This is a genomic window from Streptomyces sp. Edi4, from assembly GCF_040253615.1.
In the GTDB taxonomy this organism is placed as follows: domain Bacteria; phylum Actinomycetota; class Actinomycetes; order Streptomycetales; family Streptomycetaceae; genus Streptomyces.
Window position 1 is genome coordinate 2,110,592 of record NZ_JBEJGY010000004.1, and the last position, 18,959, is coordinate 2,129,550.

Consider the following 18,959-nt stretch of genomic DNA (forward strand, 5'->3'; position numbering starts at 1 on the left):
TCCCCAAGGACGACTACGGTCCGCGCCGATCCGGCGCAGGGAGTAGGTGGACCTCGGGGGGAACAGTACGTCCCGCCTCTACGGACGCAAGGCGTTGTGGGATCGTTCCCCACCGGCCTGGGGTCCATGCCGGGCACCCCGTACCCTTGGGGATTGTGTTCCGTAGCCGTTCCAACGCAGAGAAGGCCCCCACCGACAAGGTGACGGCGGACCTCTCCAAAGCGCCCCGCGACCCCGAGGCCCCCAAGGGGCGCCCCACTCCCAAGCGGAGTGAGGCCCAGACCCAGCGCCGCCGTGCCTCGACCGTGCCGGCCGACCGCAAGGAGGCCGCCAAGCGTCAGCGCGAGGCGCGCCGGGTCGACATGGCCAAGCAGCGCGAGGCGCTTGCCAATGGCGACCAGCGTTATCTGCCGGCCCGCGACAAGGGCCCGGTGCGCAAGTTCGCCCGCGACTTCGTCGACTCCCGGTTCTCGGTCGCCGAGATGTTCCTGCCGCTCGCGGTGATCATCCTGGTGCTCTCGATGATCCGGATCGGCAGCCTCCAGAACCTCTCGCTGCTGCTGTGGCTCGTGGTGATCGTGCTCATCGTGCTGGACTCGATCGGGCTCGCCTTCCGGCTCAAGAGGGCGCTCGCCGCCCGCTTCCCCGACGAGCCGAAGAAGGGCGCCGTCGCCTACGGTCTGATGCGCACGCTCCAGATGCGCCGGCTGCGGCTGCCCAAGCCGCAGGTCAAGCGCGGAGAGAAGCCCTGAGCGGTAAGCCGTCCGGGTTCACCGGCGCCTCCGGCGCCTGGCTGAAGGGTCTTGGCGGGCTGCGCAACGTCGTCCGCCAGGAACTCGTCGCCCGTCACCTCGACGAGCAGATATCCGGGCGTTTCCCCGTGGGCCGGCGCCTGCGCGTCCTGGACGTCGGCATGGGCCAGGGCACCCAGGCCCTGCGCCTGGCCCGCGCCGGGCACTCCGTGACCGGGCTCGAGTCGGACGCGGCGATGCTCAAGGTCGCCCGGGACGCGCTGGCCACCGAACCGGAGGGCATCCGCGAGCGGGTCCGCCTGATCGAGGGCGACGGCCGCGAGACCGGGGTGCACTTCCTGCCGGGCTCCTTCGACGTGGTCCTCTGCCACGGCGTCCTGATGTACGTCGAGGAGCCGGACGCCATGCTCGCCGGACTCGCCCGGATGCTGGCCCCCGGCGGCCTGCTGTCGCTGCTCGTACGGAACGCGGACGCGCTGGCGGTGCGGCCGGGGCTCGCGGGCGACTGGGCGGGCGCGCTCGCCGCCTTCGACACCGACGCCTACACCAACCGGATCGGGCTGCCGGTCCGCGCCGACCGGCTCGCGGCGCTGACCCGCACGCTGGACGGGATCGCCGCGCCCCTGCACACCTGGTACGGGGTGCGGGTCTTCACCGACAACGTGCCCAATGAGGCCGAACTGCCCCCGGCGGACGAGCTGGAGCGGATGCTCGCGGCCGAGGACCGCGCCGGGCGCACCGACCCCTACCGGCAGGTGGCCGCGCTGCTGCACCTCTTCGGCGTACGGGACTGAGGCGTGCGGGACCGAGGCGTGCGGCACTGAGGCGTACGGACTGAGAAGCCGCGCGGATACCCGGCGCGGGGCCCGGGTATCCGCCGGGTGGGCCCCGGCCCGGGACCCCGGTACCTGATCGGGTGCACCGACAGGCCGTCATATCGGACCAAAGGGATACTCCTGCCATGGATGCATCTCTTCGCCCCGGCCGGGTGCGCCGTGCGGCATGGCCGGTGACCGCCGCCGTCGCCACCGCCCTTGTCCTGGGCGGCTGTTCGCCCGCCGGCACGGCGGCCCCCCAGGCGTCGCCGAGCGCGTCCGCGAGCCCGTCGACCCCCCAGCGCAACGGCTCGGGCGGGACCGACAGCCTCCAGAGCGACTACCAGCGCGTCATCAAGGACGTGCTGCCCTCGGTGGTGCAGATCGACGCGTCCAACAGCCTCGGCTCCGGCATCGTCTACGACGCGCAGGGGCACATCGTCACCAACGCCCATGTCGTGGGCAACGAGCGGACGTTCAAGGTGACGGCCTCGGGCAGCGGTTCGGCGATCACCGCGAAACTGGTCGCGGCCTACCCCGAGCAGGACCTCGCCGTGATCAAGCTGGATTCGGTGCCCAGCGGTCTGAAGCCGGCCAGGTTCGGGGATTCGTCCAAGGTCGAGATGGGCCAGATCGTGCTGGCGATGGGCTCCCCGCTCGGACTCTCCTCCAGCGTCACCCAGGGCATCGTGTCCGCGACCGGACGCACCGTCTCGGAGGGCAGGGACGGCGGCGGGACCGGCGCCACCATCGCCAACATGGTGCAGACCTCGGCCGCGATCAACCCCGGCAACAGCGGCGGCGCCCTGGTGAACCTGGACGACGAAATCATCGGCATTCCCACGCTCGCCGCGACCGACCCGGACATGGGCGGCAGCGCGGCTCCCGGCATCGGTTTCGCGATCCCGGTTTCGATGGTCAAGACGGTCGCCGACCAGATCATCAAGAACGGCAGGGTCACCGACTCGGGCCGGGCCGCGCTCGGCATCACCGGGCGCACCGTGGTCGACTCCGGCTACCAGCCGGCCGGTGTCGCGGTGGTGGCGGCCCCGGCGAACGGAGCCGCCGCCAAGGCGGGCCTGCGCGTGGGCGACATCATCGTCCGGCTCGGCGCCACCGACATCACCTCGATCACCGCCCTCACCGAGGCGCTGGCCTCGGACAAGCCCGGCCAGAAGGTCCAGGTGACGTACACCCGCGACGGCGCCAGGAGGACGGCCGACGTCACCCTCGGCGAGATCTGAACCCGGCCGGGCCGGGCGCGGACCCGGCCCGGTGCCGGCCTCAGACCTGCTCGGCGTGCAGGCTCATCGGGCCGTAGATCTTCGTGCCGTCCTCGAAGAGGAAGACCTGGTCGGCCCCGCCCTCCAGCAGGTCCTTCCACACCTCACCGATCCAGGACTCCGCATCGCCCTGGGTCGTGAACTCCTCCGGCGCCACCGCCGGCTCGACCTCCGTACCGTCCGACTTCTCGAAACGCCACGTCCACGCCATGTCCGCCTCCTTACGTCACGTTGCTGCCCGCAGCGTAACCGGGCGCGCAAGAGGGCCGGTTACGCGGGAGGATCGTGGCTGTGGAACTGACTCTCCTCGGCACCGGGGCCCCCGCAGGCCTGCCGCGCCCCGACTGTCCCTGCGCCGCGTGCGCGCTCGCCCTCGGTGGCGACGCGCGCGCCGCCACCGCCCTGCTCGTCGACGGCGCGCTGCTGCTCGACCTGACCCCGGGCGCGGCGCTCGCCGCCGCGCGGGCCGGGCACTCGCTCACCGGGGTGCGCCAGGTGCTGCTGACCCATCCGCACGACGGGCCCGCCGTCGAGCTGCCGGCGGGGCTGCCCGCCGCCGGGCGGGTGCCCGACGGCCGCAGACTGACGCTGATCAGCGGCCACCGGGTGCTCGCGGTCCCGCTCGACGCGCCGGGCACCGGATACGAGGTGACCTCGCCCGACGGCGAACGGCTGCTGTATCTGCCGCCGGGGGCCGCGCCCGCCGGGCAGAGCGCGACGCGCCCGTACGACATGGTGGTGGCCGACGTCACCGGCCGCCCCGACGCGCTGGCGCGGCTGCGGGCGGCCGGCGGCATCGGTCCCGCCACGGATGTGATCGCGGTGCACATCGACCACGACGTGCCGCCGGGGCGGGAGTTGGCGCGCCGGCTCGCGGCGCTCGGCGCGCGTGCGGTGCCCGACGGCACGACGCTTGTGGTCGGCGAGTACCACGCGGTGCCCGATCTGCCCCGGCGCACGCTCGTGCTCGGCGGCGCGCGCTCGGGCAAGTCGGTGGAGGCGGAGCGGCGCCTTCAGGGCTTTCCCGGCGTCGTGTACGTGGCGACGGGCGGCTGCCGCGAGGGCGACAGGGAGTGGGCGGCGCGGGTCGGGCTGCACCGCGAACGCCGGCCCGCCACCTGGCGTACCGAGGAGACCTGTGAGCTCGCCGCGCTGCTCGACGAGCCGGGGCCGCCGCTGCTCATCGACTGTCTGGCACTGTGGCTGACCGACGCGATGGACCGGGTCGGCGCGTGGGACGACGAGAAGTGGGCGGCGGGCGGCGAACGGGCCCTCGGTGAGCGTACGGCCGAGCTGGTCGCCGCCGTCCGCTCCACCGCGCGCACGGTGGTGGCGGTGAGCAACGAGGTGGGCTCGGGCGTGGTGCCCGCGACGGCGTCGGGGCGGCGCTTCAGGGACGAACTGGGGCGCCTGAACGCGGCGTTCGCGGCCGAGTGCGAGCAGGTGCTGCTCGTCGTGGCGGGCCAGGCGCTCACGCTGCGCGGCTGAGGTCGGCCCGCTGGCGGTACTGTTCGGCAGATGAGCAGGCTGAACCTGGACGACTTCTCCGATCTGATCGAACGCCCCGACAACGGTGTGCGGCGGGATGCCGAGGAACGCCGGGAGCGGCAGAGCGTGCCCCCCGGCGCGCTCGGCCGGCTCGACGAGCTGGCCACCTGGCTCTCGGCGGCGCAGGGCGCGAGCCCGGTCCGGGCCGTCGAGCGCCCCCGCGTGGTGCTCTTCGCCGGTGACCACGGCGTGGCGGGCCTGGGCGTATCGGCCCGCCCCGCCTCATCGGCGCACACCCTTGTCCGTTCCGTCCTGGACGGCGCGAGCCCGGTCGCGGTGCTCGCCCGCCGCCAGAACGTGCCCGTGCGCGTCGTCGACGCCGGGCTCGACTGCGATCCCGCCCTGCTGCCCGACGACGTGGTGCGCCACCGCGTGCGGCGCGGCAGCGGCCGCGTGGACATCGAGGACGCGCTCACCGTGGAGGAGGCGGAGGCGGCCGTACGGCTCGGCGTGAAGATCGCCGACGAGGAGGCCGACTCCGGCACCGACCTGATGGTGCTCGGCGACCTCAGCGTGGGCGGCACCACGCCGGCGGCGGTCCTGATCGCCGCGCTGTGCGGGACGGACGCCTCGGTGGTCACCGGGCGCGGCGGCGCCGCCATCGACGACCTGGCCTGGATGCGCAAGTGCGCCGCGATCCGTGACGCGCTGCGCCGGGCCAGGCCCGTCCTCGGCGACCAGCTCGAACTGCTGGCCGCCGTCGGCGGCGCCGACCTCGCGGCGACCACGGGTTTCCTGTTGCAGTGCGCGGTGCGCAGGCTGCCGGTGATCCTCGACGGCGTCGTCTCCGCGGCCGCCGCACTGGTGGCCCAGCGCGCCGCGTTCCGGGCCCCGGACTGGTGGCTGGCGGGGCACAGGAGCGGCGAGCCGGGCCAGGCCAAGGCACTGGACCGGATGGCGCTCAACCCTCTGCTCGATCATGGCGTCACAGTGGGCGAAGGAACCGGGGCACTGCTCGCTCTTCCTCTCGTCCAAGCCGCGGCCGCACTCGCCGCGGAACTGCCCGAGCGCGCCGACCAGCGCGCGGGGAGCACGAAGGAGAGCGGCAACGCGTGAGCCGCGGGCCCGGCCGGGGGCTTACCCGGCCGGGCCCGCGGCCACCGTGGAACGCCTTGGTCCCCCATATCATCGCGTTTCATGGGAGAAGTCCGCTTGAGCACCACCGAAGCAACAGACCGGAGCACCGCCCGGTCGCGTCATGGCGCGGCGTTCGCCGTCTGGTACCTGCGCGTCGTGACGTTCATCAACTTCCTCAGTGCCGTGTGGGTCACCCTCGGCCAGGGGCTTCGGCGTCACAACACGGACGACTACTTCACGCCGTACCTGCTGGAAGCCGGCTTCACCTCCGGTGTCGTCACGCTCTTCCTCGCCGTCACCATGCGCCGCCGCAAGCGCGCCGCGTGGATCCTGAACATGGTGCTCGGCGGGCTCTTCCTGCTGCTCTTCGCCTACGTCATGGCGCTGCCGGGCTTCCACCGCTACGCGCAGAACTGGATCTCGCTCGCCCTCACCACCGCGTTCGTGGTGGCGCTCGTGGTGGGACGGCGCGAGTTCTACGCCAAGGGCGACCGCTCCAACCCGCTGGCCGCGGTCGTGACCGCCGTCGGCGGCCTGCTCGTCACCTCGCTGATCGCCGCGGTCCTGGTCAGCGCGACCAACACCTATGACGGCACCGACCAGTCGACGTTCCTCGATCGCTGGCGCTACGGCCTGATGCGGCTGGTGTTCCTGGTCCCCGACGACCGGCACACCCAGGGCATCACCACCCCCGGCTGGGTCAACGTCGTCATCAACGTGCTGGCCACGCTGCTCCTGATCGCCGTCATCTACGCCGCCTTCCGCAACCGCAGGGCCGTCGACCCGCTGACCGTCGAGGACGAGGAGAGGCTGCGCGCGCTCCTGGACAAGCAGGGCGAACGCGACTCGCTCGGCTACTTCGCGCTGCGCCGCGAGAAGGCCGTGATCTGGTCGCCCACCGGCAAGGCCGCCGTCACCTACCGCGTGATCAACAGCGTCTCGCTGGCCTCCGGCGACCCGATCGGCGACCCCGAGGCGTGGCCTGGCGCCATCGAGCCGTGGCTGGCCGAGGCCCGCGAGCACGGCTGGATCCCGGCGGTGACCGGGGCGAGCGAGGAAGCGGGGCAGATCTATGCCCGGCACGGCCTGGACGCCCTGGAGATGGGCGACGAGGCGATCGTGGAGATCGCCGAGTTCACCCTGGAGGGCCGCGCGATGCGGACCGTGCGCCAGGCCTACAACCGGGTCAAGCGGGCCGGGTACGAGGTGCGGATCCGCCGCCACGCGGACATCCCCGCCCAGGAGATGGACGAACTGCTGCGCAAGGCCGACGACTGGCGCGACGGCGCCACCGAGCGCGGCTTCTCCATGGCGCTCGGCCGCCTGGGCGATCCCGCCGACGGCCAGTGCATGATGCTCGAATGCTTCGACGGGGAAGGCGAGTTGAGGGCGCTGCTCAGCTTCGTGCCCTGGGGCCCGCGCGGCCTCTCGCTCGATCTGATGCGCCGTGACCGCGCCTCCGAGAACGGCCTGATCGAGTTCATGGTGATCGAACTCCTCCAGCGCGCCAAGGAGATCGAGATCACTCAGGTCTCACTGAACTTCGCGATGTTCCGTTCCGTCTTCGAGCGCGGCTCGAAGCTCGGGGCAGGACCCGTGCTGAGGCTGTGGCGTTCGCTCCTCAGCTTCTTCTCCCGCTGGTGGCAGATCGAGTCCCTCTACCGGTCCAACGCCAAGTACCGGCCGATCTGGGAGCCTCGGTTCACCTTGTTCGAGAAGAGCGCGGACCTGCCGCGCATCGCCATCGCGTCCGCGCGCGCCGAGGGGTTCCTCGAAGCCCCCGGCCTGCCCAAGTGGCTGCACCGCAGACACCTGGAGTCCCACAGATGAACGGTGGTGCGCGACGGGGGCTGCGCCGGTTCGCCCGGCGCGAGTGGGGCCCCCTGTTCACGACCGTGGCGGACGCGCTGCGCACCCGGCGCCTGCGGGCGATCTGGCTGACCCTCTCCGCCGTCGCCCTCACCTCGCTCTTCCAGACCGTCCAGAACCAGTCCTGGGGCTTTCGGCCGATCCAGATCATCGGGTCGGTCAAGGCCCAGTACCCGCTGTGGCTCTCGCTCCTGCGCACCCCCTTCTCGCTCTTCGTGCCCGCCCTCGACCTGCCGGTCTGGGGCGCGCTCGCCCAGGTCCTGCTCGTCTTCGGCGTCGCGGAGATCTGCATCGGACGCGGCCGGATGCTGCTCATCGCCTACGCGGCGACGCTGGCCGGCACCCTGTACGCGCGCGTCGGCATCCACATCGGCCCCGACAGCGTCTTCGGCCTGCCCGCCTCGGCGGCCGCGATGGTCGACACCGGGCCCTCGGCGGCCGTGGTGGCGCTCGCGGTGTACGTGTGCTGGCGTTACCGGGCGTATCTGACGGCCGCGGTGGTGGCGGGCTCGATGGCCGTCGAGGTGGTGGTGAAGAACAACCTCGCGGGCAAGGAGCACATCGCGGCCCTCATCACCGTCGCCGTGATCTGCTGGCTCACCTGGGTGCGACGCGGCCCCCGGGGCGGCGACGGGGATCAGGACCGGCGCGCCGGAAGCTTGTCGGGCGCGCCGCCGATCCAGTCCTGAAACCTGCGGCGCGGCGCTGACCAGCGCCGGTCGTGGTGATAGGCGCGCAGCGTGGCCCTGGCGCGGGCGCGCGGGCGCCGGCGGTAGAGGCGCCGGGCCCAGGGGGAGCCGGGGCGGGCAAGCCGGATCGCGCCGAACAGGGCCACGAACGGCACGAACGTGCCGATCATCGCGAGCCGCACCTTGCCCTTGAACAGCGCGATCACCACGAAACAGAAGTTGACCGCGATGGTGGTGATGAACGAGCTGCGGTCCTGGCGCTCCCCCGGGCTCACGTCGTTGACGCCGAGCGGTGAGAACCCGGCGAGAACCAGCGCCATCAGCGCGGCCGCCAGGACCACGATCTCGACGCTCTTGCGCCCGTTCTCGCTCCAGTACACGTCGTCCAGGTGCAGGATCAGCGCGAACTCGTCCAGCACCAGGCCCGCGCCCATCCCGAAGAGCACGGCGAAGACGGCCGGCGCGACCCCGTGCCGGCCGCTGCCGACGGCGCCGAAGCCGCCGACGATCGTGAGGATGACCCCGGGCACCACGTGGTGGATGTGCAGGCCGCCCGGCTTGATGTTCCCGAACGGGCCGCGCCCGGCCCGGATGAGGCGGGTGATGGAGCGCGTGACGACGAACGTCAGGACGAACGCGGTCAGCGCGAGCAGCATGGGGAGCTTGCCCGGCTCGGTGATGTTCCGATAGAACCAGTGACCCATCCCACCCGCTCCTGTTTGCGCTGGTATGCGCAATTTACCGCCGGGGGCGGGCGGGGCGCGCAGGATAGCCTGCGCCGGGTGAACGCAAGGAAGGCCCTGCACGGCGTACGTTTCGCCTTCGGCACCCTCACCGTCTTTCCCGCCCGTATCACCCGCTGGGACCGCGACGCCGCACGGGCGGGCATGACACTCGCCCCGCTCGCGGGCCTCGCCGTCGGCCTGTGCGCGGCGGCCGCGGGCGCCGGGTGCTGGGCGCTCGGCACGGGTGCCCCGCTCGCGGCGGTGGTGGCCGCGGCGGTGCCCGCGCTGCTGACCCGGGGCCTGCATCTGGACGGACTCGCCGACGTCGCCGACGGCCTGGGCAGCGCCAAGCCCGCCGAGGACGCGCTGCGCATCATGAAGCAGAGCGACATCGGCCCGTTCGGCGTCGTCACCCTGCTGTTCTGCCTGGGCGCCCAGATCGCGGCCCTGGCGCGGCTGTACGAGCACGGCTGGGTCCGGGCCGCGGTGGCCACCGTCGTCGCCGCGGTGGCCGCCCGCACCGCCCTGACGCTGGCCGCGCGGCGCGGCGTGCCCGCGGCCCGCCCCGAGGGCCTGGGCGCCGTGGTGGCGGGCACGGTGCCCGTCGTCCGCGCGGCCGTGGTGGCCGTCGTGGTGACGGCGCTGTGCGCGGCGGCGGGGCTGGTGTCGGGGGTGCGGACGGCGCCGCGCTTCGCGCTGGCCGTGGTGGCCGCGCTCGCTGTCGCGCAGGTGCTGCTGCGGCGCTGTGTGCGGCGGTTCGGCGGGGTGACGGGCGATGTGTTCGGCGCCGTCGCGGAGAGCGCGGCGACGGTGACGCTGGTCGCGCTGACCGTCGGCTGACCCGCTGACCGTCGGCCGACCTCACGGGGCGGGTTCCAGATGGTGCGGCAGCGTGCCCCAGGGGTGCGGGGGCCCGCCGGGTACGAGGCAGTGGACCGGCGCCCGGGCGAGGGCGCCGGGCGGCGCCTCGTAGACCAGGTGGCAGGTGTCGGGCCCGGCGCCGAGGTTCGGCCGGTACGCCGACCAGGGCCCCTCGAAGGTGACCAGGAGGTCGGCGATCCGGGCGTAGCCGGGCTGCGGCACGGCGCCGTGGTTGAGGACCAGCGTGACGTAGGTGTCGTGGGTCGCGGCGAGTGCGGTCCGCAGGTCGGCGTAGTAGGGCAGGTGCAGGGCGCTGGTGGCCGCCTGGTCGAGGAAGAGCCCGTGCGTCCCGTACCAGTCGTGGTGACGGGCCGCCTCGCGTATGACGTCCTGCGGCGGGCGCCGGCCGTAGGCGGTGTCCACATAGCCGAGTACGCGTACGCCCGCCGAGCGCAGCCGGGCGGCCACCGCCGCGAAGGCCGCGTCGGGCGAACTCCCGGGCCCGTCGGCCGGGTTGAGGACCACCCCGTACAGCGAGGGCGCGGCGGCGATCAGCGCGTCCCAGGCGTCGGGGCGCTCGGCCGGGTGCTCGTAGTAGGGCACCAGGAGCTTGCTCATGCCACTTCCTCGCTGCGCGCCCGGGACGCTCGGTGTCCGGGAGGGGTGAACGGGGGGACGGGGTCAGGGTCGGTGGGCGGTGGCCCTTCCCAGCAGGACACAGGCCAGCGCGGCGAGCAACGCGGCGGCGCCGCCCGGGACCATGAGGCCGGTGCTCGGCGGCGCGGCGAACACCAGGGCGAGCGTCTGGGCGAGCGCCGCCGCGCAGCACACCACGGCCGCGGCCACCGCCGCCCCGAACGACTGGAGCAGGAGCCCGGTCCACAGCACCGCGCCGATCAGCAGCAGCGTGGCGAGGCCGACGCCGCCGAGCGCCGGGGCGCCCGGCCACAGCCCGGTGCCCGCCTCGGCGAGCACGGCGAGCACCAGGAGGTAGGCGCCGAGGCAGAGCAGCACGGTGACGGCGACCGAGCCCCGGAAGCCGCGCGCGCTCAGGGAGCCGCGCAGCCCGGCCAGGCTCTGGGCGCGGAAGCGGTGCAGCAGCCATTCGGCGGGGCCCATGCTGAGGGTGAGGGCGACCGCGGAGGGGCCCGCGACCGTGCCCGTTGAGCCGTGCCGGAAGATGTCGCCGAGGGCGGCGTACAGGACCAGCACCCCGGCCCCGAGCCCGAACAGGCCGTACGGCACGGACGCCGTGAGCCGGGGCGAGACGGCGCCGCCCGGCCCCGGCCCGGCCGGCTCGGCGCACAGGGCGCGCACGGCCAGCGTCACCGCCGAGCCCAGCGAGACGAGCAGCAGGAGGGAGCCGGCGGCAGACGGCAGGCCCGGCAGGAGGCCGAGGGTGAGGGGCAACAGGGCCCAGAACAGGGCGCGTTCACGGCCGAGGACGAGCAGCGCGGTGGCCGCCGCCAGATAGCAGCACTGGCCGGCGGCGAACGCGGCGCCCGGCAGGTCGTCGGGGCCCGCCACGGCGAACGCGGCCAGCGCGCTCAGGGCGGCGCCGAGCGGGGCGCCGAGGCGCAGGGCGCGGACGGCGGCCGGGCGGTCGGCGAGACTGAGCCAGGAATGGGCGCGGTGCGAGAGCGACTGGTTCCACACCCAGCCGGTGACCGCGCCGGCGAGCAGCGAGAGCGTGCCCGCGGGCAGTCCGAGCGCGGCCGGCGGCCCGGCCAGCAGGGGTGCGCCCAGGATGTAGGCGAGCCCGGGCAGCGCGAAGACGAGGCCTCGCAGCAGACAGGAGCCCAGATGGGTGTGCCAGGGCTCGGGCGGCGGCGCGGGGGGCGAGGGGTAGCGGCGCCCGACCCGGCCGTACAGCTCCTCGGCCAGCGAGAAGGAGTCGGGGTGGCCGTAGACGGCGCTTATCCGCGCGTCGGTCATGCCGTCGGACTCGATGATCGCGGCTATCTCGTCCGGGTGGACGGCGGCCGCTATCAACCCCTCCAGACGCAGGGCGAGTTGGGCGACGGGTTCCTCGGCGGCCGGCCCGGGCGGGCGCTGGCGCGGGATGAAGGGCAGGGTGTCCTGCCCCTCGTCCCCGCCGGGCCGCGGGGATCCGCTCACCGCGTCGCCCCGCCGAGGGAGACGGCCCCGGCGTCCTCGGACAGGCCGCGGTACCAGGGGGCGGCGAGCCGCAGCGTCCAGTCGTCCTCGGGTGTGAAGACGGCGGGGGCGGGCTCGGACGCGTCGATTCCGGCCAGCTCGCGGTAGATGCGGCGGAAGCCGTCCACCGAGCGGTGCAGGGTGAACTCGTCGATCACGCGTCGGCGCGCGGCGGCGCCGAGTTCGGCCCGCCGCGTGTGGTCGCGCAGCAGCCCGATGGCGGCTTCGGCCATCACGGCGGGCTCGCGCGGCGGCACGATGAGCCCCGCGTCGCCGGCCGCCTCGCGTACGCCGCCGACGTCCGTGGACACGGTGGCGCGCCCGCAGCTCATGGCCTCGATCAACGAGAAGGGGAAGCCCTCGCTGATGCTGGAGAGCATCACCACGGTGCCCGAGGCGTAGGCGCTCGCCGTGTCGCTGACCCGGCCCTCGTAGGAGATGCCGTCGCTCACCCCCAGTTCGGCGGCGAGCTTTTCGAGCCGGGTCAGATAGTCGCCGCCGCCGGCCGGCACGGGCCCGTACAACCGCAGCCGGGTCTCGGGGAGTTCGGCCCGCACGATGGCGTACGCGCGGACGAGGGTCTCCAGGTCCTTGATGGGGTCGATGCGTCCGCACCAGCTCAGGGTGGGGACGTCCGGGTCGGGCCCGGCGTGCGGGAAGAGCTCGGGGTCGACGCCGTTGTAGACGGTACGGATCCGCTCGGACGGCGCGCCTTGGCGCTCCTCCCAGCGGCGGTTGTACTGGTTGCACGGCGTGATCAGGTCGGCATCGCGGTATCCGAGCGCGTTGAGCTCACGGTAGAAGCCGAGCAGCACGGCCTTGACGGGCCAGCTCTGCTCGCCCGCGCGGTGGCCGAGGTAGCGCTCACGCAGATAGATGCCGTGCTCGGTGAGCAGGAACGGCACCCCGTCGAAGTGCCGCGCGGCGAGCGCGGGCAGCGTGGCGAGGCCGCTGCTGACCGCGTGCGCCACGCTGTCCGCGCGAACGCGGGCGGACAGCGGGCGCAGTGCGTGTTCCAGGAGGTCCGTGGCGGTCAGGGCGTCGTACACGGACGGTTTCGCCTTGGACAGTGCCAGGTGCGGCATGGTCCAGATCCACATCAGCGACTTCAAGGCCGCTTCGCAGCGCAGCGCCGCCGTGAGCCGCCCGGCCCGGGCGAACTCCGCGAGCCCGTAGAGGGCCGAGGCGAAGTCGCAGCCGGACTCCGGGTCGAGCAGGGCGAGCAGGAAGCGCTCGTAGGTGTCGGTGAACCGGCGCTTTTCCTTGCCGAGGAGCGGCCGCCGTCCGCCGGGCCGCGGCCCCCACAGGGGGAAGGCCGTATGGCTGCGGACGTTGGCCGGGAGTTCCCAGGCGACCGGCTCGCGGCCACTGCCGGTGAGGGCGACGACGGTGAAGTCGACCTCCGGCATGCCGCGTATGAGCTGGTCGCACCATGTGCTCACACCCCCGTGCACATGCGGATACGTACCTTCCGTGAGCATGGTGACATGACGGCCACTGCTCGGCATGAATGTCCCCCCAGGACAAGCGGTCGTGCGTGACGAGCGATCAGGCGGTCGGCGTGGCCGGCAGTTGCAGCGTGATCGCCGACTGAAGCAGCTCGGGCGACGACCAGTCGGAACGCAGCCCCGCGTAGGCGGTGCCGAACGCCGTGGTGCCGACGAACAGTTGCTTGCGCGTCCCCTCGGGCGCGGTGACGGGTGCGTAGACGCCCTTGGGCGCCTGCACCGTGACGACGCCGCCGATCCGGTAGGCGGTCACCGTGCCGGCGGCCAGTGCCTTGTCCCAGGACGCCCGGCGGGCGAGTTCGGTTCCCGCGTCCTTTTCGCGCAGGTTTACGATCGGGGCGTTGTCGGCGTACAGCGCCTTGTAGGCGCCGAGCACCTTGTCCAGGACCGGGTAGAGGATGCGCTCCTCTGCCAGGTTGGACTGGTGGACGTACGTCGGCCTCGGGTCGTTCCACAGGACGTGCGAGAGGGCGGTCTTCGCCTCCCGGGGGACGATGTAGTCCTGGTAGCCGGTGGCCGTGTCCAGCGGCGCGGGCATGCAGGTGGAGACCGGGTTGTTCTCGCAGATGCCGCTTCCGCCGCTGGCCTTGGAGGTGTACAGCCAGTTGTACTCGTCGGTCATCTCGGCGGCCTTGCCGGCGTTGTAGTACACGTTCATCGGGTGCCTCGGGACGGTGAGCGCGGCCCCCACCGCGCGCTGGTCCGGCTCGCGCGAGGCGTCGCCGCCGGTCCACTTGACGCCGTTGTCGGCGAGCGCGCCCGCCAGGTTCGGGTTGTCGTCGGGCTGCTGCGGCAGGACCCGCATGCCCGAGTGCTCGCCGGTGACCAGCTCGCTCCTGTCGACCGGGAGGCCCTTCTGGGCGGCCCAGGTGTTGTTCTGCGAGATCTGCGCGGAGATGTCGGCGCGGCTCATCCACTGCGTGGAGCCGTCGGCGTTCTTCTTGCACTGCCACGGCACGACGGTGGTGTCCTGCACACAGCCGAGGAATTCATGGGTGTACGTGTGGTTCACCCAGCGGAACTTGGCCTTGTCGGCGATGAGTTGGGCGGCCAGCGCGTCGGTGCCGCCGTTCTCGGACTTCCACTCCTCGCCCGCGCCGCCGTTGAAGACCATGTCGAGCGTGAAGCCGTTGGCGGCCTCCCACTGCGCCGCGTACTGCGCGTCGGCGGCCGTCATGCGGATGTCCGGGTTGTTCGCGCCGCCGGCGGGGCAGTCGAGGTCGCCCGGGGTGCAGTTGTTGACGCTGTCCCAGCGGGAGTCGGGGGCGAACACGTCGTCCACGTGCACCGCGAAGTAGTTGCGGCTCTGGCCCAGGTGGACGCCCTGGGTCAGCCACTCCACCATGCCCTTGGACAGCGCCTGGAACTGCTCCTGGTACTGGTTGTAGGCGAAGGTGACCACCAGCTCGCTGCGGCCGTCGTGGGTGTACTGGCCGAGCATGGAGCCGCCGGACGGCGCGTCGAGGTAGCTGGTGAAGCCGTCCCTGGGGTGCGCCGCGTAGCCGTAGCTCTCGGGCACGGCGGGATCGTTGTCCTCGAAGGTCAGCGGCCCGTCGAGATAACCGAAAGGCCCCGCCTTGCCGGCCGCGGTGACCTGCGTCGTGGTGCCGTCCAGGACGCCGGAGAAGCCGCCGGGCTGGTCGGTGTAGTCGAGCCCGACCTCGGGGTGCGCCCAGGTGTAGGCGTCGACCTGGCGGATCCCGAAGGTCTTCTCGTACGCGGCGAGAGCGGTCTGCTCGGGCGAGCCGGCCGCGCCGAAGGGGATCTCGTTGGGCGCGACGACGCCCTGGAACTTCGCCCGTGGCCGGCCGCCCACGGTGTCGCTGAGGAAGGCCGCGTCGACGACCGGCCGCCCCGACGCCGCCAACGCGACGCTCTGGTAGGGCACTTGGGTGTTCTTCAATTCGGCCACCAGGGCCGCGACCGCGCTCCCGCCGTCGTCCAGGACCAGCACTTTCAGGTCGACGCGCGGCACGGTCGTGCCCACCGCGCCGGCGGCCGGTACGGCCGTGGTGAGAAGTCCGGCGGCCATCAGGGCCGTGAGCGCCCACCTGGTTCTGCCGTTTTTCAAGGCCTTCGCCTTCATGTGTCCCCCTCATGAGCCCCTGTACGCGGGTGCGTACGGAGGCCCGTGGTGATGATGCAAAGGGGCACGCTGCCCCCTGTGCCCGATCGAGGTGAGTGTGGCGGAGCTCTCAGGGAGCGTGTGGGCCAAACGTGAAAGAGACACCACGGATGAGTGAATTAAGGCCACCGCGATCGAACGCCGTTCGCGCGCGTAGGCTCGTGGCTGGTGGACGACCGGCCCCAAATACGATGGACCGGGCCTCGGCCGGCCCATACGACGGTCGAACACTCCACAGGATTCTCAAGGAAGAGAGATCTCACCACCGTGACTGCTCTGACTCTCAGCACTGCCGGCGCGGCGACGCTGCGCGCCGACGCCCTCGTCGTCGGCGTCGCCAAGGCCGCCGGCCCCAAGGGTGGGCTGGTCGTCGCGCCGGGCGCCGAGGCCGTGGACAAGGCGTTCGACGGAAAGCTCGCCGCCGTCCTGGAGACCCTCGGCGCCTGCGGCGCTGAGGGTGAGGTGACCAAGGCCGTGTCGCCCTCCGGCCTCAAGGCGCCGTTCGTCCTCGCGGTCGGCCTCGGCACCGCCCCCGCCAAGGACGAGGCGTACGCCTCCGAGGTGCTGCGCACCGCCGCGGGCAACGCCGCCCGCGCCCTGCACGGCATCAAGAAGGCCGCCTTCGCGCTGCCCATCGAGGCCGCCGAGGACATCGAGGCGATCGGCGAGGGCGCCCTGCTCGGCTCCTACGCCTTCACCGCGTACCAGGATCGCGGCGCCGACGCCAAGGGCCCGCTCGCCGAGGTGACGCTGCTCGGCGCCAAGCCGCGCGACAAGGCCCACAAGGCCGCCGTCGAGCGCTCCCTGGCCCTGGCCGAGGAGATCAACCGCGCCCGCGACCTGGTCAACACCCCGCCGAACGACCTGACCCCCGAGGCCTTCGCCGCGGTCGTCTCGGCCGCCGGCAAGGAGCACGGCCTCAAGGTGCAGGTGCTCGACGAGAAGGCGCTGGAGAAGGGCGGCTTCGGCGGCATCCTCGGCGTCGGCGTCGGCTCGAAGAACCCGCCGCGCCTGGTGAAGATCTCCTACACCCACGCCAAGAACGCCAAGCACCTGGCCTTCGTCGGCAAGGGCATCACCTACGACTCGGGCGGCATCTCGCTCAAGCCGGCCGGCCACAACGAGACGATGAAGTGCGACATGGCCGGCGCCGCCGCCGTGTTCGCCGCCGTCGTCACGGCCGCGCGCCTGGGCGTCGAGGCCAACGTCACCGGCTGGCTTGCGCTGGCCGAGAACATGCCATCGGGCTCCGCGACCCGCCCCGGCGACGTGCTGCGCATGTACAGCGGCAAGACCGTGGAGGTCCTGAACACCGACGCCGAGGGCCGGCTCGTGCTGGCCGACGCGCTGTGGAAGGCCTCCGAGGAGAAGCCGGACGCGATCGTGGACGTCGCCACCCTGACCGGCGCGATGGTGCTGGCCCTCGGTGACCACACCTTCGGGATCATGGCCAACGACGACGCCTTCCGCACCGCGATCCACGAGATCGCGGAGGAGGCCGGCGAGCAGTCCTGGCCGATGCCGCTGCCGAAGAACCTGCGCAAGACGATGGACTCCCCCACCGCCGACATCGCCAACATGGGCGTGCGGATGGGCGGCGGTCTCATCGCCGGCCTGTTCCTGAAGGAGTTCGTCGGCGAGGGCATCACCTGGGCCCACCTGGACATCGCGGGTCCCGCCTACAACGAGGGCGGCCCGCACGGCTACACCCCCAAGGGCGGCACCGGCTCCTCGGTGCGCACCCTGGTCCGGCTCGCGGAGCACGCCGCCGCGGGCGACCTCGGCTGAGCGGCCGCGCACAGCCGGCACACAGGGCGGCTCCGGGCATCCGTGCCGGGGCCGCCCGCCTTCGCGCTCCGTACCGCCAGACCTCGGCCGGATTTCGCTGTCGATGAAATCCGCGCGCCGAGGCGCGGTGCGCAGTCACCGCTGAGACCGCCGAGTCCGGCGATCAGCGGTCTCAGACCCCGGCCCCGCGTCCCGCCTTCCGTCAACAAGTGCGAAGATGGGTTCTCGGCAGGACAGGGCCCCCACCACAGGGCCGAAGACAAGCGGCCGATACCAGCCGCCGCCGGTCATCGACGACCGCGCCCGGCGCACATGCATGGAGGACGTGACGTGGCGAACGACGCCAGCACCGTTTTCGACCTAGTGATCCTCGGCGGTGGCAGTGGCGGTTACGCCGCCGCCCTGCGCGGAGCGCAGCTGGGCCTGGACGTCGCACTGATCGAGAAGAACAAGCTCGGCGGCACCTGCCTGCACAACGGCTGCATCCCCACGAAGGCCCTGCTGCACGCCGGCGAGATCGCCGACCAGGCGCGCGAGGCCGGCCAGTTCGGCGTCAAGGCCACCTTCGAGGGCATCGACATCAACGCGGTCCACGCGTACAAGGACGAGGTCATCTCGGGCCTGTACAAGGGACTCCAGGGCCTGGTCGCCTCCCGCAAGGTGACCTACATCGAGGGTGAGGGACGCCTGTCCTCCCCGACCTCGGTGGACGTGGGCGGCCGGCGTGTCCAGGGCCGTCACGTCCTGCTGGCGACCGGCTCCGTGCCGAAGTCGCTGCCGGGTCTGGAGATCGACGGCAACCGGATCATCTCCTCCGACCACGCGCTGACGCTGGACCGCGTCCCGCAGTCCGCGATCATCCTGGGCGGCGGCGTCATCGGCGTCGAGTTCGCCTCGGCGTGGAAGTCCTTCGGCACCGACGTCACCGTCATCGAGGGTCTGAAGCACCTCGTGCCGGTCGAGGACGAGAACAGCTCCAAGATCCTGGAGCGCGCGTTCCGCAAGCGCGGCATCAAGTTCAACCTGGGCACCTTCTTCCAGAAGGCGGAGTACACCGCCAATGGCGTGAAGGTCACGCTGGCGGACGGCAAGGAGTTCGAGGCCGAGGTCCTGCTCGTCGCCATCGGCCGCGGCCCGGTCTCCCACGGCCTCGGCTACGAGGAGCAGGGCGTCGCGATGGACCGCGGTTACGTCCTGGTCGACGAGTACATGCGCACCAATGTGCCCACCATCTCCGCCGTCGGTGACCTGGTCCCGACGCTCCAGCTCGCGCACGTCGGCTTCGCCGAGGGCATCCTGGTGGCGGAGCGTCTGGCCGGCCTCAAGACCGTCCCGATCGACTACGACGGCGTGCCCCGGGTGACGTACTGCCACCCCGAGGTCGCCTCCGTGGGCATCACCGAGGCCAAGGCCAAGGAGATCTACGGCGCGGACAAGGTCGTCGCTCTGAAGTACAACCTCGCGGGCAACGGCAAGAGCAAGATCCTCAAGACCGCGGGCGAGATCAAGCTCGTCCAGGTCAAGGACGGCGCCGTGGTCGGCGTTCACATGGTCGGTGACCGTATGGGCGAGCAGGTCGGCGAAGCCCAGCTGATCTACAACTGGGAGGCGCTGCCGGCCGAGGTCGCGCAGCTCATCCACGCGCACCCGACGCAGAACGAGGCGCTGGGCGAGGCCCACCTGGCCCTGGCCGGCAAGCCGCTGCACTCCCACGACTGACAGCCCCCGGGCGCGACGACCACTTCCCCGCAATTCGTAAGGA

16 protein-coding genes are annotated in these 18,959 nt (G+C 72.5%); 10 read left to right on the forward strand and 6 right to left on the reverse strand.

Going from position 1 to position 18,959, the window contains the following annotated elements:
- Positions 1 to 155: 155 nt before the first annotated feature.
- The 3 genes from ABR738_RS11605 (at position 156) to ABR738_RS11615 (ending at position 2,811) form a co-directional block, all read left to right on the forward strand.
- Positions 156 to 752, forward strand: coding sequence for a DUF3043 domain-containing protein (locus ABR738_RS11605; RefSeq protein WP_350229890.1), 597 nt, complete (start codon positions 156 to 158; stop codon positions 750 to 752).
- A gap of 41 nt (positions 753 to 793) precedes the next feature.
- Positions 794 to 1,546 (forward strand): class I SAM-dependent methyltransferase, encoded by a 753-nt coding sequence (locus ABR738_RS11610; RefSeq protein ID WP_350234528.1) that lies wholly within the window; start codon positions 794 to 796, stop codon positions 1,544 to 1,546.
- Positions 1,547 to 1,713: 167 nt separating this feature from the next.
- Entirely contained in the window at positions 1,714 to 2,811 is a 1,098-nt protein-coding gene (locus tag ABR738_RS11615; protein WP_350229891.1) for a S1C family serine protease, read from the forward strand.
- A 40-nt stretch (positions 2,812 to 2,851) separates the two neighbouring features.
- On the opposite strand, the gene ABR738_RS11620 is transcribed toward ABR738_RS11615, so the two are convergent.
- On the reverse strand, positions 2,852 to 3,061 hold the full coding sequence (locus ABR738_RS11620; protein WP_267053613.1) for a hypothetical protein: 210 nt from the start codon (positions 3,059 to 3,061) through the stop codon (positions 2,852 to 2,854).
- Positions 3,062 to 3,141: 80 nt separating this feature from the next.
- On the opposite strand from ABR738_RS11620, the gene ABR738_RS11625 reads away from it, so the two are divergent.
- The 4 genes from ABR738_RS11625 (at position 3,142) to ABR738_RS11640 (ending at position 8,033) form a co-directional block, all read left to right on the forward strand.
- Complete coding sequence (locus ABR738_RS11625; protein WP_350229892.1) at positions 3,142 to 4,338, forward strand: bifunctional adenosylcobinamide kinase/adenosylcobinamide-phosphate guanylyltransferase; 1,197 nt, start codon at positions 3,142 to 3,144, stop codon at positions 4,336 to 4,338.
- 30 nt (positions 4,339 to 4,368) lie between these two features.
- Positions 4,369 to 5,454, forward strand: coding sequence for a nicotinate-nucleotide--dimethylbenzimidazole phosphoribosyltransferase (cobT, locus tag ABR738_RS11630; RefSeq protein WP_350229893.1), 1,086 nt, complete (start codon positions 4,369 to 4,371; stop codon positions 5,452 to 5,454).
- Positions 5,455 to 5,535: 81 nt separating this feature from the next.
- On the forward strand, positions 5,536 to 7,305 hold the full coding sequence (locus tag ABR738_RS11635; RefSeq protein ID WP_350229894.1) for a phosphatidylglycerol lysyltransferase domain-containing protein: 1,770 nt from the start codon (positions 5,536 to 5,538) through the stop codon (positions 7,303 to 7,305).
- Positions 7,302 to 8,033: a hypothetical protein gene (locus tag ABR738_RS11640; protein WP_350229895.1), complete on the forward strand. Its 732-nt coding sequence runs from the start codon at positions 7,302 to 7,304 to the stop codon at positions 8,031 to 8,033. The genes ABR738_RS11635 and ABR738_RS11640 overlap by 4 nt, the downstream gene beginning before the upstream one ends.
- Here ABR738_RS11640 and ABR738_RS11645 read toward each other — a convergent pair.
- Positions 7,982 to 8,737: a hypothetical protein gene (locus tag ABR738_RS11645; protein ID WP_350229896.1), complete on the reverse strand. Its 756-nt coding sequence runs from the start codon at positions 8,735 to 8,737 to the stop codon at positions 7,982 to 7,984. The genes ABR738_RS11640 and ABR738_RS11645 overlap by 52 nt on opposite strands.
- 78 nt (positions 8,738 to 8,815) lie before the next feature.
- On the opposite strand from ABR738_RS11645, the gene ABR738_RS11650 reads away from it, so the two are divergent.
- On the forward strand, positions 8,816 to 9,598 hold the full coding sequence (locus ABR738_RS11650) for an adenosylcobinamide-GDP ribazoletransferase (protein ID WP_350229897.1): 783 nt from the start codon (positions 8,816 to 8,818) through the stop codon (positions 9,596 to 9,598).
- Positions 9,599 to 9,619: 21 nt separating this feature from the next.
- Here ABR738_RS11650 and ABR738_RS11655 read toward each other — a convergent pair whose 3' ends face one another.
- From ABR738_RS11655 to ABR738_RS11670, 4 genes are all read right to left on the reverse strand, one after another.
- Positions 9,620 to 10,237, reverse strand: a complete 618-nt coding sequence (locus tag ABR738_RS11655; RefSeq protein ID WP_350229898.1) for a spherulation-specific family 4 protein — start codon at positions 10,235 to 10,237, stop codon at positions 9,620 to 9,622.
- A gap of 63 nt (positions 10,238 to 10,300) precedes the next feature.
- A complete protein-coding gene (locus ABR738_RS11660; RefSeq protein WP_350229899.1) occupies positions 10,301 to 11,737 on the reverse strand; it encodes a hypothetical protein in 1,437 nt (478 codons plus the stop codon).
- The gene (gene pelF / locus ABR738_RS11665) at positions 11,734 to 13,284 is read right to left on the reverse strand and encodes a GT4 family glycosyltransferase PelF (protein WP_350229900.1); all 1,551 of its coding nucleotides are present in this window, start codon (positions 13,282 to 13,284) and stop codon (positions 11,734 to 11,736) included. Before pelF ends, ABR738_RS11660 begins: the two co-directional genes overlap by 4 nt.
- A gap of 40 nt (positions 13,285 to 13,324) precedes the next feature.
- Positions 13,325 to 15,316 carry a hypothetical protein gene (locus ABR738_RS11670; RefSeq protein WP_350234529.1) on the reverse strand — a complete coding sequence of 664 codons (1,992 nt, stop codon included), beginning with the start codon at positions 15,314 to 15,316 and terminating at the stop codon, positions 13,325 to 13,327.
- Positions 15,317 to 15,676: 360 nt separating this feature from the next.
- Between ABR738_RS11670 and ABR738_RS11675 the strand changes: the two genes are divergently transcribed.
- Together ABR738_RS11675 and lpdA are read left to right on the forward strand one after the other, a co-directional pair.
- The gene (locus ABR738_RS11675) at positions 15,677 to 17,197 is read left to right on the forward strand and encodes a leucyl aminopeptidase (protein ID WP_350229901.1); all 1,521 of its coding nucleotides are present in this window, start codon (positions 15,677 to 15,679) and stop codon (positions 17,195 to 17,197) included.
- A gap of 330 nt (positions 17,198 to 17,527) precedes the next feature.
- Positions 17,528 to 18,916: a dihydrolipoyl dehydrogenase gene (gene lpdA, locus ABR738_RS11680; protein ID WP_350229902.1), complete on the forward strand. Its 1,389-nt coding sequence runs from the start codon at positions 17,528 to 17,530 to the stop codon at positions 18,914 to 18,916.
- Positions 18,917 to 18,959 lie beyond the last annotated feature (43 nt).